Annotated in this window: 2 protein-coding genes; both read left to right on the top strand. The window is 65.3% G+C overall.

The annotated features are described in order from the left end of the window. The first annotated feature begins 141 nt into the window (after nucleotides 1-141). Nucleotides 142-885 carry a hypothetical protein gene (locus OC450_RS08745; protein ID WP_211383054.1) on the top strand — a complete coding sequence of 248 codons (744 nt, stop codon included), beginning with the start codon at nucleotides 142-144 and terminating at the stop codon, nucleotides 883-885. Nucleotides 886-956: 71 nt separating this feature from the next. Then, nucleotides 957-17,315, top strand: coding sequence for a leukotoxin LktA family filamentous adhesin (locus OC450_RS08740; RefSeq protein ID WP_262047686.1), 16,359 nt, complete (start codon nucleotides 957-959; stop codon nucleotides 17,313-17,315). Nucleotides 17,316-17,321: the final 6 nt, after the last annotated feature.

Here is a 17,321-nt window from a genome sequence, read left to right as displayed (position 1 = left end):
GCTTTGTCTGCTCCGTGCCGATCTGTAACGCATTGTGGCGTTGCAACATTTTCCGCTTGGGTTGCGAGGTCGGTCCGGAGAAGTCGATTTCGTAGCTGCCGATTTTTGAAGCGCTGTTTCAAGTTGTTTCGAAGGTTTTCAATGCGCAAGATCTATCTCGTTCCGGCCCTCGTTGGTCTGCTCACCTCCGTTGCAGCCGGGCCCCTTGCGGCCCAGGGCGCCGTGCCGAAGCAGAAAGCCGCGCCGGCGCCGAAAGCTGCCGCAGCCGGTACTGCACCCACTGCCGCCGGCGCGACGTCGGCAGCCGCCGCCGAGACAGCGGCCGCAGACGACAAGATCAAGGCGATCGACGGTTTCCGTTCCGCCAAGTTCGGCATGAACGAGGCCGACGTGCGCGCGGCGATGTCCAAGGATTTCGGCGCCAAGCCCGACGCGGTCAAGGCACAGGACAATGCCTCGGAATTGACGCACAGCCTGCTTTATTCAGCGCCCGACCTGCTGCCGAACGGTGGCACCGCCGAACTCTCCTACGTGTTCGGCTACAAGTCGAAATCGCTGATCCAGGTCGGCGTCGTCTGGTCGAAGGGCACCGACGCGGCGATGACGCCGGAGAAGCTGTTCTCCAACGCCAACATCCTGCGCGCCCATTTCCTCAGCGAGGGATTCAAGCCCGACTCCATCGCGGTCAACATGCCCGTCAACGGCGGCATCGTGATGTTCCGCGGCAGCGACCCCAGGGACCGCTCGGTGATCCTCCTGCTCCAGGGCACGTTCGAGAACAAGGAGAACAACCAGCGTGTGCTGACGCCGACCAGCCTGCTGCTGTTCTACGTGGCCGACGCCAAGAGCCCCGACATCTTCAAGCTGCCGCCCGGCCAGTTCTGATGCCGGACAGCCGCACGACATTCTCCCACCCGGTTGTGGATCGGCGCCAATGCCGATGACGAGGATCTGAAATGCGCAGGCCATCTGCGAGGCGAGACAATGCCGAGCTGACGCTGCGGGGGCTTGCGCGCTTCCGTTCGATGTCACTGCTCTGCGCGCTGCAGATGGTCTTCCTGCCGGTGTTCAGCGTGCGCCTCCAGGCACAGACGGCGAACGTGATCACACCCGATGGCCGCACCGGGACCAGCCTTCAGACCTCCGGCAGCGTCACCAACGTCACGACCTCGACGGTCTCGGGCAACAACGCCTTCAACTCGTTCTCGCAGTTCAGCGTCGGGCAGGGCAACACCGTCAATCTGCAACTGCCGACCGGGACGCGGAACCTCGTCAACATCGTTCGCGACGCGCCGGTCTACGTCAACGGCACGCTCAATTCGTACATGAATGGTGCGATCGGCGGTAACGTCTATTTCGCCGATCCCAAGGGTTTCGTGGTCGGCCGCAGCGGCACCGTGAACGTCGGCAGCCTCAACGTCTCGACGCCGACGCGGGAGTTCACCGACAGCCTGATCGGTGCGCAGGGGCAGATCAACGGCTCTGCCGTCGGCCATCTGATGGCGGGCTCGTTCCCGGTCTCGCCGGACGGCAACATCCGCATCTACGGCCGGGTCAACGCCATCGACGGCGTGCGCCTGACCGGGCAGAACGTCTTCGTCGGCGGTGCCAGCCAGCGCGACATCGCCAATCTCGATCACGCCGCGAAGTTCGCAGCCTCGGTCAATTCCAAGGGCCTGCGCAGCGCCAGCGCCATCACCGTGAGCAACGGCTCGATCCATATCGGCGCGGTCAACAACGCCAGGATCAACGGGCGCCTGACCGCTCGCAGCAAGACCTCGACGCCGAGCAACATTACGGTGCAGGCCGGCAACAACATCGACCTCGGCAAGAACGCCAGGCTGAGCACGGCGAGCAGGACGGGAGATGCCGGCGGCGTTCTCGTCAAGGCCGTCAACGACGTAACCGTCAGGAGTGGCGCGAAGTTCAATGCCAGCTCGAAGATGGGCAATGCGGGCCTGGTCGAGCTGAGCGGAAACGGCGTCATCGACGTCGGCAGCGGGGTTACCATCAACCTCAGCGCACCGGCCGGCCGGGCTGGCACGCTGCTGATCGACCCGACCGATGTGGTCATCGGTGACGCAAGCCAGGGCGACACCGGCGTGACGCTGTCGAACAGCTCGGTCGCCAACGCCATTGCGGCGCTGAGCGCCGGCGCCACCTATCTGGTCCAGGCCGACAATTCGATCACGATGCTGGCGCATGCGCTGGTCGATGCCCGACGGCTCGATGCCAATGGTCATTCGACAGGCAATGCCAACAACGTCACCATCGACGCGCCGAATATCACCATTTCGAGCGGCGCCAGGATTCTAGCCCAGGTGGTCGATTTCGGTGGCTCCCACTACACCAACGGCAACGTCACGCTGACGGCGACGGCGAGCGACACCAGGCTGTCGGGCCAGGCCACCGCGACCACAGGGATCACGGTCGACGGCCAGATCACCGGCGGCGACATTTCGATCGGCGCGACGTCGATCGCGACGTCCAGCTTCACGAGCTCGGTCCCCGGCCTCTTCACGCTGGTGGGCACCACGCTTGCGGCCTCGCTTCTCGGCATCAACGGCGGCTATGTGGCCGCGAGCGCCACGGCGACGGTCAACATCAACGGCAACGCCAACATCAACGGCGCCGGCAATATCATGATCGCCTCGCATGGCTCGGAGACGGCGCAGGATCCGGCGATCGCGAGCACCTTGCTCGGCGGCTCGCCGATCGGCGCCGCCGCGGTCGTCGGCAAGCTCGACGGTAACGTCACGACCAACGTGGCCTCCGGCGCCACGATCAGCGCGGGCGGCAACCTCGCCATCCACGCCACCAACGACGCCACGCTGAACGTGACTGCGGTCGCGGCGACCTCCAGCGCGCAATTCATCGAGACCGTTGCCTATTCTACCGGCTCGGTCTCGACCACGGCGAACGTCGCGACCGGTGCAAACCTTTCCGTCGGCACCGTGATTGCATCCGGCAATTCGCTGACGCTGCGTGCGATCAACAACAACTCTTTCTCGACCGGTGCCACGTCGGTTGCGCTGAGCACGCCGAATGCGAGCGGCGGGATCGGCGGCGCGCTTGCCATCAGCGACGTCACCACCTCCGCGACCGCGAAGCTCGGCTCGTCGCTTGGCGCCAGCGCCTCCTCCAGGATGAACGGCTCCGTGACGGTCGAGGCGACGTCGAACACCACGAGCAACTCGACCATGGCCTCGACCATCGTCGGTACGCCGGCCCTGATCGGCGCTATCCAGGAGTTCATGGTTTCCTCGCCAACCCTTAGTCCGCTGATCGCCCAGCAGATGGTCCCGCTCTTTCCGGTGAACTTCGATTTGAAGGTTGCCGCCGCGCTGTCGCTGGCCAACAGCACCGAAAACGCGACCGCATCGATCGGGCAAAATCCAAGCGGTGGCACACCCAGCCTCTATATCAACGGCAACGTCGCCGTCGTCAGCACTCTCATCGACCGGGGCGTGCGGAGCAACGCGACGGCTGCTGCGATCACGTCGAACGCATCAACCGGCGAGGGGGTTGCGATCAGCGCCGCGGTCGCCTGGGGCAATTTCAACCACAATTCAAACGCCTATATCGGCGGCGGCACCGTGATCAACGCAGCCAACATCGCGGTCGACGCCAGCACCTGGATGCCGATCACCAATACCTGGCTGAAGTGGGACGGATTGACCGAGGTTCTCAGCCACCTCAACGGCAATCTCGGCGTCGGCGGCAACATCCTGACCAGTTATGCCAACGCCACGGCCGACGCCGGCGATACCGCCGCCGTCGCCGGCTCGGTGAACCATTTCGTCGTGGACAACAACACCACGGCGTGGGTGGCCAGCAGTGCCAGCCTGACCGCGACATGCACGACGGCGGCTTGCGGCAGCAGCTGGTCCGCGACGGTGAACAACGGCGACGTCCACGCCTACGACGCCAGCATCCAGATCGCGGCGACGACGACGACGGCCTCGATCGACGCCGCCGGCAATGTCGGCACGCTCGGCTTCCTGCCCGGCAACACGTCCGGCGGCTCCTCGGTGGGCGGCTCGCTCAATTTCGTCCAGTTCAACACCAGCACGATCGCCGGCGTTTCCGACCAGGCGACGCTGCGGGCGGCGGACGACATCGCCGTCAACGCGATCACCTCGGACCAGTTTGTCGCGGTGGCGCCGTCGTCCGGAAAGGCGGCCGGCGCGCTGGCGCTGAACGGCATCACCTCGCTCGGCTTCCTCAACAACACGACGCACGCCTCGATCTCCAGCCAGGCCAGCGTCTTTTCTCCGACGCTCAACATCCTGGCGCAACAGGACCTGTCGGTCGTGACGATCGCCGGTGCGGTCAATGTTGGCGGCGGCTCGGCGGTTGGATTGTCCGTTGCCTATCTGGGCGCGAATATGGATACGTCCGCCTATATCGGCGACAACCATTCCGACATCCGGCCCGGGCCGTTCAGCACCGACGATCCGTTTGCCGGCAACAGCGGCGGAAGCGGTTCGGTCAACGTCGACAACCTCACGATCAGCGCCACCACCTCAGGCCGGATCACGTCAGCGGCCGTCGCGGCTTCGATTACCGAGCCCTCATTGTCCAGCTTCGCCGACAAGGCGGGCGCCGCCAGCGCCGCCGCGACCGGCGGGCCGGCCGGAATTGCGCTGGCTGCAAACAAGATCAGCTCGAGCTCCGGATCGAGCACGAACGGCTTCACCATGGACCTCGCGGGTAGTTCGTCGGTGAGCGACGTCTCGCTCGGAACCAGTGCTTATATAAGGAATACGTCGGTCAATAAATTCACCACGGCGACCGCGGCGAACACGGGCACGATCGTGCAGGCGCTCAACGACACGATCCTCAGCAACGGCTCCGGCTCCGCCGCGGCCAACATGTCGGGCTCGTCGGCTCAGGGAGCCGCCGTCGGCGCCGCCATTGCGGCTGCGATGTCCAGCAATGCCACGCTCGCCTATATCTACGGCACCACGATGCAGAACCAGACGTCTGTGACGGTGCAGGCGCTCAATGGCGGGTCGGAAACCGTCGTCGCCATCGGGGTTGCGGGCGGGACGTCAGCCAATGCGGCCGCGCTGTCGGGGTCGGTCGGCATCATGACGGACAGCGCCAACGCCTACATCGAGAGCTCGACCATCACGGGCTACGCGACGGGGACCAATCGCGCGATCGAGGTCGACGCCTATCAGACCACGAGCATCGCAATCGGCGGCGGCTCGCTCTATGTGTCCGGCGGTAAGGCCGGTGTCGGCATCGGGCTGACTTACGCGTCGATTGCCGATCCCACGGGCGGCAATGCCACTGACGCGCATATCCGCAGCACGTCGATCTCGAACTATGACAGCCTGCTGGTGCTGGCCGACAGCGCCAGCGTCATTGCCGCCGGTGCGGCCACGGGCGGGGCAGGGGCCAACGGGCTTACCGGTGCGATCGTCGTCGACGAGGTTACGCCCACGACGACGGCCTATATCAACAGCAGCTCGACTGTGAACATCAACGTCGGGCGCGTGACGGTGCTGGCGGACAGCGGCGCTGTGTCGGACCTCGATACCGCGCTCGGAAATCTCGTCAAGAAGTCGAACAATAATCATCTCGCATCGGACACGTGCACGGCCGCCGCCGGCAATGGCACGCAGAACTGCATCGATTTCAGCGCGGCGGCGCTCAACGATGGCATGGGTAACGGTCCGGGCGCCAGCATCATCTCCGTTGCGGGCACCATCCAGGCCGGCAAGAACAATGTCGGCGCCTCGATGGTGTACGATACCATCGCGACGACGCATTCGGCCTATATCGCCAACGTCCGGATGTCGGCCCTCGGCAGGGTCAGTGTGAATGCTGTCGACACCACGAAGATCCAGTCGGTCACAATCGGATTCGGCCTGGCGACCAGCCAGTTTGCCGGCGTCGGCGGCATGACGATCAGCTCGATCGCCAATACCGTTTCGGCGGCTATCGGAAACAGTCAGTCCGACACGACGCAATCGACCGTGACGGCCTCCAACATCTCCGTCAGTGCGAGCGACAATTCCAGCATCACCGGAACGGCCGCTATCGCGGGCGCCTCGACGCAGGGCAGCGCTGCTGGTCTCGCGCTCGTCTACAGCAGCATCGCCAACAATGTCGGCGCCGGAGTCACCGGCTCCAAGCTGACCGCCTCGGGCAATCTCGCCGTCAGCGCGAACTCGAACGCCAGCATCTCGACCGTTGCCGTCGGTATCGCGATGTCCTCGCAGGTCGGCCTGGCCGGTTCGGTCGCCACCAATCTGCTGGGAACCAACGTCACCGCCGGCATCACCGCTGCCGGCACCAACGGTATCAACGGCGCCGATGTGACCGCGAACAACAACGTTGCCGTGATCGCCGGCAACAACGACAAGGCGGCGGTATTTGCCGGCGCCGTGTCGATCAGCAAGGGCGCGGGCGGCGCCGCGGGCTCGCTGGTGACCAGTCAGATTACCGGAACCACCGCGGCCTATATCAGCGGGACGAACACCAAGGTCGATGCGCGCGGAACCAGCGCGACCGATACGCTGTCGGTCAACAACGGCACGCTCGTTCATGCCTTCGATCTCGGCGCCGCACAGACGCCGAGCGACAACACGCCGGACCTCTCCGAGAACCAGGACACGGTGCGCGGCCTTGCCGTCGTCGCGAGCTCGCACCAGGCGGTCGTGACCAACGTGGCGTCGCTCGCCGCAAGCAGCGGCATTGCGATCATGATCAACCCGATCACCAATGTGATGAGCGGAGCGACCCGGGCCTATATCGACAGCGCAGCCATCGACTCCCGCCTGACCTCGTCGACGCTGGCGCCGCAGATCGAGGTCGCCGCCTCGAGCTTCTCCTATTCCGGCGCGTTGGGCGTCGGCATCGTGCCGCCCACCGGTAGCGGCGGCGGCGGCGCCACCATCATCAGCACGACGATGTCACGCGACACGCGCGCCTACATTACCAATTCCACTGTCGGCGGCGTGTCCTCGTCGAGCCCGACGGTCGGCGCCGTCACCGTGAAGGCCAATGCCGAGCAGGACGCGTCCTCGATCGCGATCGGATTCAACACCGGCTCGGTCGGGCTGAACGTCTTCCAGGCAACGACGGAAGCCTATGTCGATGGCGGCGCGCTGACGGCGGCGTCACTCACGGTAAACGCCAACAACAACACCGGCATCTTCTCCGCGAATGGCTCCGGCGCCTATGGCAGCCAGGCCGCGATCGGCGCGGCGTTCCTGGTCCAGGTGTCATCAAACCGGACCGAGGCGTATGTCGGTGACGAGTTCCACTATCAGGGCAACGGCGCCGCGCATACGACCGCGCTCAATCTGAGCGGCGCGCTCGACGTCGAGGCCAACACGAAGAACCGCTTCGAGGCCTATGCGGTCGGCGGCGCGCTCTCGACCGGGACGGCCGCGATCGCCGGTATGGCCAACATCGAGATCGCCAGCAACACCACCATCGCCGGCGTCTACGACACGACCCTGCAATCGGTCACCGGCGGGGCCGCCGGCGCGGTCACCATCAACGCGAACGAGGACGTCGCGATCAAGGAGATCGCCGGCGCGCTCGCGATCGGTGCCAGCGGAGGCGGCGTCGGCGTCGGAGCGGCCGCCAATGTCATCGTGTTCAAGAGCCAGACCACTGCCGAAAGCCGCAACAGCAATCTGAACTCGTCCGGTGCGATCAATGTCGGCGCGCTCAGCACCAAGGAAGTGCTGTCCTACGCGGTCACCGCCGGCATCGGCGGCAGCGTCGGCATCGGTGCGACCGTCGGCGTCATCATCATCGGCACCAACACGGCCGATCCGGATACGCAGGGCGAGCAGACCGGCCAGCTCAACCAGGGCGGCAACGGCACCATCGCGTCAGTAAACGCCGGCACCAATTCCTCGCACGGCAGCAACGCGGTCGCGAGCGGCACAGCTGGCAATCCGAACAATGCCAATGTGACGTCGACCTACGACGTCAGCAGCGTGCTCACGGGCGGCAATGACGGCGTCACCGCGCAGATCGCGGGCGGCAACGTCACGGGTTCTGAGGTCCATGTCGCCGCCACCAGCGCCAATGCGGCCAAGATGTACCTGCTCGGCGCCGGCTTCGCAAAGAACGTCGGCATCGGTGCCGGCATCGGCTACACCAGCGTCGACAGCAGCGTGCTGGCCAATCTGAGCGCGGTCGTGTCCGCGCCCTCCGTCAGCGTCGCGGCGGTCGTCAAGGACGCCAGCACCGGGCCTTATGCCGGCAAGACCATCGACACCGAGGCGATCGCAGGCGGCGCGGCGCTTTACTTCGGCGCGGACGCGGCCGTGGCGGTCGGTAACGTTGCCAACACCGTGACGGCACAGCTCGGCGGCCAGGTCACCGGCACCGGCGGCACCGGCGTCGCCGTCATGGCGCAGGACTCCTCGACCCAGGTCGTCTTCACCGGCGGCGTCACCGGCGGCGCCGTGGCCGTCGGCGCTTCCGTCGCCACCGCGGGACGATCGAGCTCGGTCGCGGCGAAGGTTCTGGACGACACCACCGTCAATGCCTCGACGCTGGCGGTCGGTGCATCCGGCGCCGGCACCATGACCACGACGTCAACCGCACTCGGCGGCGGTATCGTCGCCGGCGTTGGTGCGGACGCAGAGGCGCACGAGAACTCGTCCGTACTGGCCGAGATCGGATCGGGCGCCTCGATCACCACGTCCGCGACCGGCGTCGGCACGCTGGTGACCGCGTCGATCATGCCCAATCTGTCGAGCAGCGCGATCGGCGTCTCGGTCGGCGGCGGCGCGGTCGGCGTGGCCGTCGCCAAGTCTACGGTCGGAGCCACGGTCACGGCCGATGTCGGCGACAATGCCGACTTCTCGGGCGGTGCGCTCGCCGTGACCGCCATGGCGCTGGTTCCGACCAGCGGCACGACGACCTACGCCTGGGCGCTCGCAGGGGGCGGCGGCTCGCTGATCGGCGCGCAGGGCAGTTTGGCCATGGCTTCCGAGAACGCGACGGTCAGCGCGTACGGCGGAACCGGGATTACGCTTCCCAACGGCGATGTGGTCATTGCGGCTGAAAGCGACAGCAGCCAATACGCCCAGGCGACCGGCCTTTCGACCGGGTTCCTGGCACTGGGTGCGACCGTCGCCCAGACGTCGTCGAGCGCGCATACCTACGCCTATCTGGGGGCGCCCGCGGATATGGACGCGACCCATCTCAATCACACCGACTACACCGGCATCCTGCAGATCACGGCCACCGGCAAGGATACCAACGTCTCCAGCGCAACGGTCGGCGCGGGCGGCACTTACGCCGGCGCCGCGGCGGTCGCGACGACGAGTTCGACCGCCGTGACCGATGCGCGGTTCGACGGTGGCGCGACGGATGACACGCTCTATTTCGGCGGTCTCAATATCCAGGCCAAGCACACCACGAATTATGCCGCCAGCGGCGACGCCTATCAGGCGTCCACGGCCGGCGTCTCCGCCGGCAACGCGCAGAACGACGTCGACTCGACCACCACTGCCGAGATCGGAACGCATCTGATCATCAACTCGGCCGGCGGCGACATGGTCGTCATCTCCAACGACATCGTCAACCAGGCCGGCGGCGGCGCGCGGTCGGGCTCCGGCGGCTCGTTCTCGGGCGCTGCCGCGCTCAGCGACTCCCACGTCACCCAGACGGTCACCACCAATATCGGCGCCGGCACGGTCCTGAGCCTGAACGGCGATCCGCGGACCTCGGCGGCGGTGATCAACATCGAGGCCTACAACACGCTGAACACCAACGACACGGCGAGCCTGGCCACGGCCAGCTTCTTCGCCGGTGGCGGCGCCGAATCCAACATGACGGCGAACGCCACGCTTGCGGTCAACATCAATGCCCGCGAGCTGTTCAGCGTCGGCAAGATCTATATCGGCACGGCTGCGAAGATGGCGGCGGCCAACAATGCCAACGCCAGTCTCTACGGCGCGATCGCCGGCGTCGGTGCCAGCACCAACAGCTGGGTCCACGCGGACCAGGCCGTCAATGTCGGCGACCACGCCAAGGTCGAGGCCTGGGGCCAGATCAACATCTATGCCGGCATGTCGGGCGATACCATCACCTTCAGCAGCGTGCAGGCAACCGCGACGACGGTGGTCTACAACAACACCGCCGTTCCGATCTCCGCGCTCTACCGCGGCACGGCCAATGCCGGCGACACCACGAGCCTGACACTCGCCAACACCTCGAGCGTGCTCGGCGTACAGAACATTGCCCTGGGAGCGACCCAGGGTCAGGTCACGGCCTCCGGCAACGGCAGCAACTACAATCCGTATCTGGACATCTTCAGCGCCAAGAACAGCGACAACCACAGCCACACCAGCGGAACCGGCGATGTCGCGCTCAATGGCCTGGTGGTGGCGGGCATCAACAACGATATCACAATCACGATCGACATCGGTGCGAGTGCGCCGACCGCGAGCACGACGAGTGCTTACTCGTCACTGCTGTCCGGCGGTTCGTCGACACCCACCCTCGAATATGTCGCCGACGTCGATCACTTCAACCCGATGATGAGCTGGAACCATCAGGTGGTCCAGTACACCATCGTCGGCGGCTTCAATCCCTACCAGAACGTCGTCAACCAGCTCGTCACGCTGACCGGCCTGACCGAGACGCAAATCCGCTCGCAGCTCGCGGCGGCGACGCCCGCGGCGCCAGCGACGATGTCGCCGTCCGGCACCGATCCGACCGGCGACATCCAGCGCCAGATCAACACATTGATCCAGCAGGCGCCGTATACCTCCGACTCCCCCGGCAACGCCTTCGCATTCGGCGACATGCTGGTATCCGCCGGCAACGTCTCGATCCTGGCGCAGAAGCTGACTGGAAACAGCGGCACGAACCCCGCGGCGCCCGCGGTCATCGCGCGCAGCTCGCCGATGATCAAGATCGAGAACAAGGGCCTCGACTTCATCGACCTGGCCAACCTCACGGTCACCAATGTGACCGGAGGAAACATCACTTATCGCCAGATCGACCATGTCGACCCGGATTCGCACTCCAATGTGACCTTCACCGCCACACCGAGCGCGACGCCGATCATCGACATCTCGGCCACTTACAACCGCCTGGATCCCTTCAGCGGGCTCGGCGTCGACCAGAACGGCAACCAGCTGACCCGCACGCCCGACATCTACTTCGACGGCGCCGTCAATAACGAGAACGGCCTGCTCAAGATCACTAACAATCTCGGCAGCATCGTCGCGTCGCAGTCGCTCAATGCCGCGACCGTCCAGATGGTGGCGCCCAACGGCTCGTTCGTCTTCCTGGGCGGCCTTGGCAGCTTCTACACCTCCAACCACGATGTTCTCTCGCAATGGGCGGGTGTCGAATTCAAGCCGGCTGACGATGACACGCTGACGGCGGTCATGGCGGCGGCGACCTATCTCGGCGCCTATGGCGACTACGCGACCAGCCCGCATATCGGCGCGGGCGGCGGCCACCCATATTCCTACTATTGCTGCGTCGACGGCAATACCGGCGTTCAGCAAACGGCGAGCAGCAGCACGATCTTCACCGCGCGCATGCTGGATCTGTACTACGACGGCCTGTCGCTCTATTCGGCGATCTTCCTGCCGATGGGCCAGGGTGCGCCGGGCAACGGTAATCCCAACGCCGGCAGCGTGCCTAACGCCGCTACGCTCGCGATCATGGAAGGGCCGACGGTTCAGACCATCTCCACCGCGCCGTGGGAGCGGGATACCTATACCGGCCAGGGCGTCTACAGCAACACGACCTACGATTACACCACGACCTCGACAGATTCCCAGGGCAACACCACCACCACCAACCACACGTCCACGTTCTACTCGCCATTCAATTGCGCGGGGTGTTCTGCCTACTTCCAGGTCGTCAATATCCAGCCCGACGTGATCACGCCGAGGACCGCGCAATCGAACTCGTCCTCGAACAATAGCTCGACCGCGACCGCGGGGTACCAAACGCCAGCTAACGCGCCTTTCATCTTCGGCAAGGCGATCATCATCTCGGCTGGCGTCATCAACATCAACGGCACCATCCAGAGCGGCACGAGCAGCGATTACTCGGTCGATATCGGCGGCGCCGCGTTGACCGCTATCAACACCCTCAAGACCAGCAACAATGGCGCGGACTTTGCCCAGGCCCAGGCCAACGCGCGGAACGGCAGCTATTACGACATCACGGCCTCTGCGACGACGGAGGCCGCCAGCGACATCAAGATCGGGGTGAAGTACAACGCTCTCACCGACCAGATCATGGTGAACGGCGTGGTGCAGGGCTCGGGCGGCTACGTCTATTTGAACGGAAAGATCATCTCGACCTCGACCCAGGATGGAGTTTCCCAGGGCACTATCGCGGTCAAAGGCGGCGCCGGCTCGATCACGGTCAACAACTCAACCGGGCTCCAGCTCGTCACCAACACCATCAATACCGGCGTCAGCGCGCCGAGCGTGATCGAGATCGTCGATCAGCTCCAGCAGCAGACGACGTGGTACGTCTACAATCCTTCCGCTGCGGGCAGCCAGCAGGTGTCGACGTATCGGACGAGCGGCGTCAATGCGAGCCAGTACACCGACTCGATGCTGACCGGCCTCAGCGGCACGGCAGGCATCCAGTACGCGCCAAAAGCAAACATGTATTACCAGTGGGTCGATACGGCCACGCTCGATCGTCCGACGGACTCGACGCAGTTCGACTACGGCTGGCATTACACGCCCAATGCGACCACCGGGCAGAACTGGACCCGCACGATCAGCCTGGTTTCGAATGTGATGCAGGCCACGGGCGGCGGCGGCAACACCGGCCAATTGCAAAGCAGCAACTTCCAGGAAGTCGTCACCGCGACCGGCGGCTATCACAGCGGCGGCGGCGGCACCCATCCCGAGAAGTGCTGCGGCGCGGACGGCCAATACAATTGGTACCAGGAGATCTACGATCACCTGACCCTGACGCTGACGAATACGGTCAAGGCGTCGAACCCGATCAACATCTCGTTCAGCGGCGGCGGCAACAGCACGGTTTCGGTCACTTCGAACTCCGGCATCGTCGTCAACGGTCCGATCAACAACCTCTCGGGCACGACGACGGTCAGCGCCACCGGAGCCAATTCGGCCGTCACCTCCGGCGCGGACGCGAACAACCCGATGATATCGGGCAGGAGCGTGATTCTCTCGGCGGATGGCGGTATCGGCACGATCGGCGCGAACGGTGTTCCCGTCCAGGTGCAGGTCTATGGCGGCAGCCTGACGGCTAGTTCGATCGACCACGACATCGCGATCGCGGCCATCGGCTCGCTTTCGATCAACCAGGTGAAAGTGAATTCGGCAGGCAGCGCGCCGCCGCAGGGCAGCGTCTCTATCTCGGCGACCGGCGACATCAACTCGGCGTCCCCCTACAACGGCGCCAACCCCGTCGTGACCGGCAAGAACGTCGAGATCGACTCCACCGCCGGCGCGATCGGCGCGACGAGCAGCGTCGTCAATGGCGCGTCTACCCTGACCAACATCAATCCGCTGGTGATCCAGGCGACGGGCACCGCGCAGGCCGGCGGCAGCGTCGATGGCGGCGTTCTCGACAGCGCCTCGGCCACCGGCACCTACATCGTCCAGTCCAAGGGCGATTTGCGCCTCGGCACGGTCCAGTCGAGCGGCGGCCCGGTGTTCCTGGAGGCGGCCGGCTCCGACGGCAATCAGGCCAACATCCTGAACGGCCGGGCAGCGGTGGGTCTCACCCAGGCGCAGAGCCAGCATCTCCAGGACGTCTGGGCCAGCCTCGACCTGCTCAGCGGCAACGCCGCCACCAACGCCGTCAACAGCTACCAGTCAATGGTGACGTCGGCCTATAACGACTACTTCCAGCTCAAGAACATCGCCTTCGCGAACGGCAGCACCTACAACCCGACCTCGGTGGGCCTGACGGTGCTTCGGGCGCAAGTGGCTGCCAAGCTCGGCATCGATCCGGTCAACGTCTCGACGATGGACATGAAAGTCGAGGCCACCACGCGGTTCCTGAGGGACCAGTTCCTGCTCGGCAAGATCACCACCGACGAGCTCAAGAGCTCGCTGACGGCACTGCTTGGCACCGCCCCCGCAGATCCGCTGGGGGCCGTGTTCGGCAGCTCGCTGTCGTCGGCGTTGTTCACGAAGCTGTTCGACGGCGTCTCCACGGCCAATCAGCGCATGCCGAGCAACACGGCGCTGCAGACAGCGCTGAACTCCTACAATGCGGGCTACGCCTACACGCTCGCATCGACCGAGCGGGTCTACGGCATCATCACCGCCGGCGCGCAGTGGACGCAGAGCCAGCTCGCCTACACTGTGTCCTCGTCGGCCGTCGGCGCCGCACCGCCGCCGATCGACGAGAACGTCGTTGCCAATGTCAGCGCGAACCAGATCATGCTCTACGCGCCGCGCGGCTCGGTCGGCAATTCGGCCGCGCCCCAGACTTTCAACTTCACCAGCGTCGATTCCTCGGCGCTGTCGCCGGAGCAGAGGGGATTGCTCGCGACGGCGGGTCCCGGCCAGCTCACCGTCGGCGCGACCACCGACCCGACGACCCATGTCGTGACCTATACGGTCAGTTTGTCGCAGCAGAACCTCGTCGTTGTCGACAATCCGATCGCGATCTCGGCCAAGGCGCTGACGAATGTGTATCTCGGCAGCAAGAACAGCCTCACGCTCGGCGGCATCACCGCGAACTATGGCCCGATCGCGGCCGCACAGGCCAACGGCATCGAGGTCACCGGCCGCGGCGACGTCAAGCTCGACGCTGTAACCAGCATCAGCGCCGCCGCCGGCGTGACCGGCACTCCGGTGATATCAGGCGATATCGGCAACCTGACCCTGATCGCCGAGCATGGCAATGTCGGCGCCTCAGGGGCAGCCGGAAGCAATCCCGCGACCAACGCGAACGCGATCCAGATCGCCTTCGCCGACCCGGCCAACGACCAGCTCGACCAGGTCTCGTCCGCTCAGGGCATTTATGTGAAGCAGACCACCGGCGATCTCATCCTCGGCAATATCTCCGCCGGCAATGCGATCCAGCTCGCGGCGAGCGGCAGCATCTACGCCGAAGCCGGCTTCACGGACCGTTCGGCGATCCATATCCTGGGCACCGACCTTGATCTGCGCGCCGGCGGCAACATCGGCTTCAATGGCTCCATCTTCCAGCCCTTGCAGGTGAATATCTCGGGCAGCGTAACCGGCTCGGCGTTCGGCGATCTCAGCATCCTGGCGGTCACCGGCGATCTCGTGATCGGCGCGAGCGGCGCCTACGGGACGGTGACGGCCGGCGGCGCACTGACGTTGAACGTGCCGCGCGGTGCGCTCACCATCAATGCCGACATCACCAGCGACGGCCTGATGCAACTGCTCGCCAACCGCGGTTTGACCTTCGCCGCCGGCTCCAGCGCAGCGCCGGTGGTTGCGACCAGCAGCTCCGACGGTATGACGCTGGTCGCCGCGACGCTGTCGATGGGCACCTATTCGGCCATCAACGCGGCCGGCGTGATCTCGGTGACCACCACGGGCGATGCGACGATCGGCCAGCTGAATTCGTCGCTGTCCTATGCGGCGGCTTCGAACGCGCCCTCGATCATCGTCACTGCCGGTGGCGTCGCCTCGCTCGGAGCGATCATCGACAATGGCGACGGCCAGACCAAGTTCGTAGCGTCCGGCGCGGGCGCCGAAGTTTCGTTGAGCGCATCGAACGGCATCGGCAGCGCGACGAGCCGGTACGACTTCAACGCTGCGCGGCTGTCGGCAAGCACGAGCGATGGCGACATCTATCTGAAGGCTCTGACCGACACCGAGGCGAGCCTGCTGTCCGCGATAAAGGGCAGCGTGGACATCGTCGGCACAGGCGAGCTGACGCTCGATCAGGTGCTGGCGGGCACGGCAACCGGGGCGAGCGGCTTCTTCAGCGCCGTTACCAACAACGGCAGCATCGTCATTGGAACCGCCGACACCAGCGGCTCGCAGACGGTCCACGCCAGCCAGAACGTCACGTTCAAGGCGCTGGCGGCCACTGGCAATAGCGGCGACATCGGCAACGTCACCGTCACTGCCGACAACGGCTTCATCCTGGCGCAGACAGTGATGGCGGGCGGCGTGCCGACACTCGGCTCGGTCTCGGCCAACGGCTCGGCGCGGCTGATCGCGGCAGGGACCAACACCGGTCATAACCTCACGGCGTCGACCGGCAACGCGGTGCTGCAGGGCACCGTCGTCAATTGGGACAATCTCAATGTCGGCGGTTCGCTCGGCATGACCGCGACGACAGGTGCGATCACGCTCGGCACCGCCGTCAGCGGCGGCACGCAGACCCTGCACGCCGCGGGCGACATCGTATTCGCCCAGCTCACCACCACAGGCATCCCCGGGGATGCCGGTGATATCGACCTGCGCGCAGATGCCGGTTCGATCCGGGGTGGATCGATCTTCGCCAACGGCGACACGCACTTCGCTTCGGCGGGATCGGTCTCGCTCGACCGGATCAGCGGCTCCACGATCAAGCTGTCCTCGCCGGGTGACCTGACCATCGGCTTCGTCAGCGTGCGGAAAGAGCTCGACCTCGCGGCCGACACGATCAACGTCAGGGGCGAGCAGATCCGCTCGACGCCGCAGATCCCGCTGATCATGAACGTGACGGGCTACAACGGCGGCACCGCGACCTCGGCCAACGTCTCGATCGATCCTGACAGCATCATCATCAACCAGTTCAGGGTGGTGGACGCCAACTTCTGGACCGACGCGCGGGCCGTCGCGATCCTGAGCGGCTATGTGCCTGGTCAGCTCATGCTCACCACGGCGACCCAGCAGGTGTTGCTCAACAACCGTACGCCGGCTCCGTCCAACTGGCCGACGCTCCAGCTCTATCAACCGGGTGGCGTGTTCACGATGAGCCAGGTCGGCAACGCCAATGTCAGCAACGCCTATGTGGTGTTCTACACCGGTGACATCTCGGCGACTGTCACCAACTACGGGCCGACCCACACCTGCTGCAACGACTTCACCGGCGCCAGCATGATCCGCAACATCTCCGTCGACGGCGAGGGCAGCGAGAGCATCGAGACCTGGCTCGCGAAGAAGGACGGGGGCACGTTCTACCTGCTCGGTCTCTCCGGCCAGGCACGGCTCGACGCGCTGCTGACGCCGCGGCCGGTCGAGACCATCGGTTCCGGGCCAGCCGTCAACATCGAGGGATTGAGCGACATGCGCAAGCTGCGCCGCCAGGGGCAGCGCGCGGGGCGCACGGGCTGGAAGGACGCGGCGGTTGAGACGACGAAGCCGGCGGTCGGCCGGCTCGCACAGGCGTGGTAACGGGAT

It is taken from the genome of Bradyrhizobium sp. Bra78 (assembly GCF_024519855.1).
Lineage (GTDB): Bacteria > Pseudomonadota > Alphaproteobacteria > Rhizobiales > Xanthobacteraceae > Bradyrhizobium > Bradyrhizobium japonicum_G.
This window is presented reverse-complemented; position numbering and strand designations above follow the sequence as displayed.

Excerpts from the sequence above, each read along its gene's own strand:
- OC450_RS08740 (WP_262047686.1), top strand. The coding sequence starts at position 957 with ATGCGCAGGCCATCTGCGAGGCGAGACAATGCCGAGCTGACGCTGCGG.
- OC450_RS08745 (WP_211383054.1), top strand. The coding sequence starts at position 142 with ATGCGCAAGATCTATCTCGTTCCGGCCCTCGTTGGTCTGCTCACCTCC.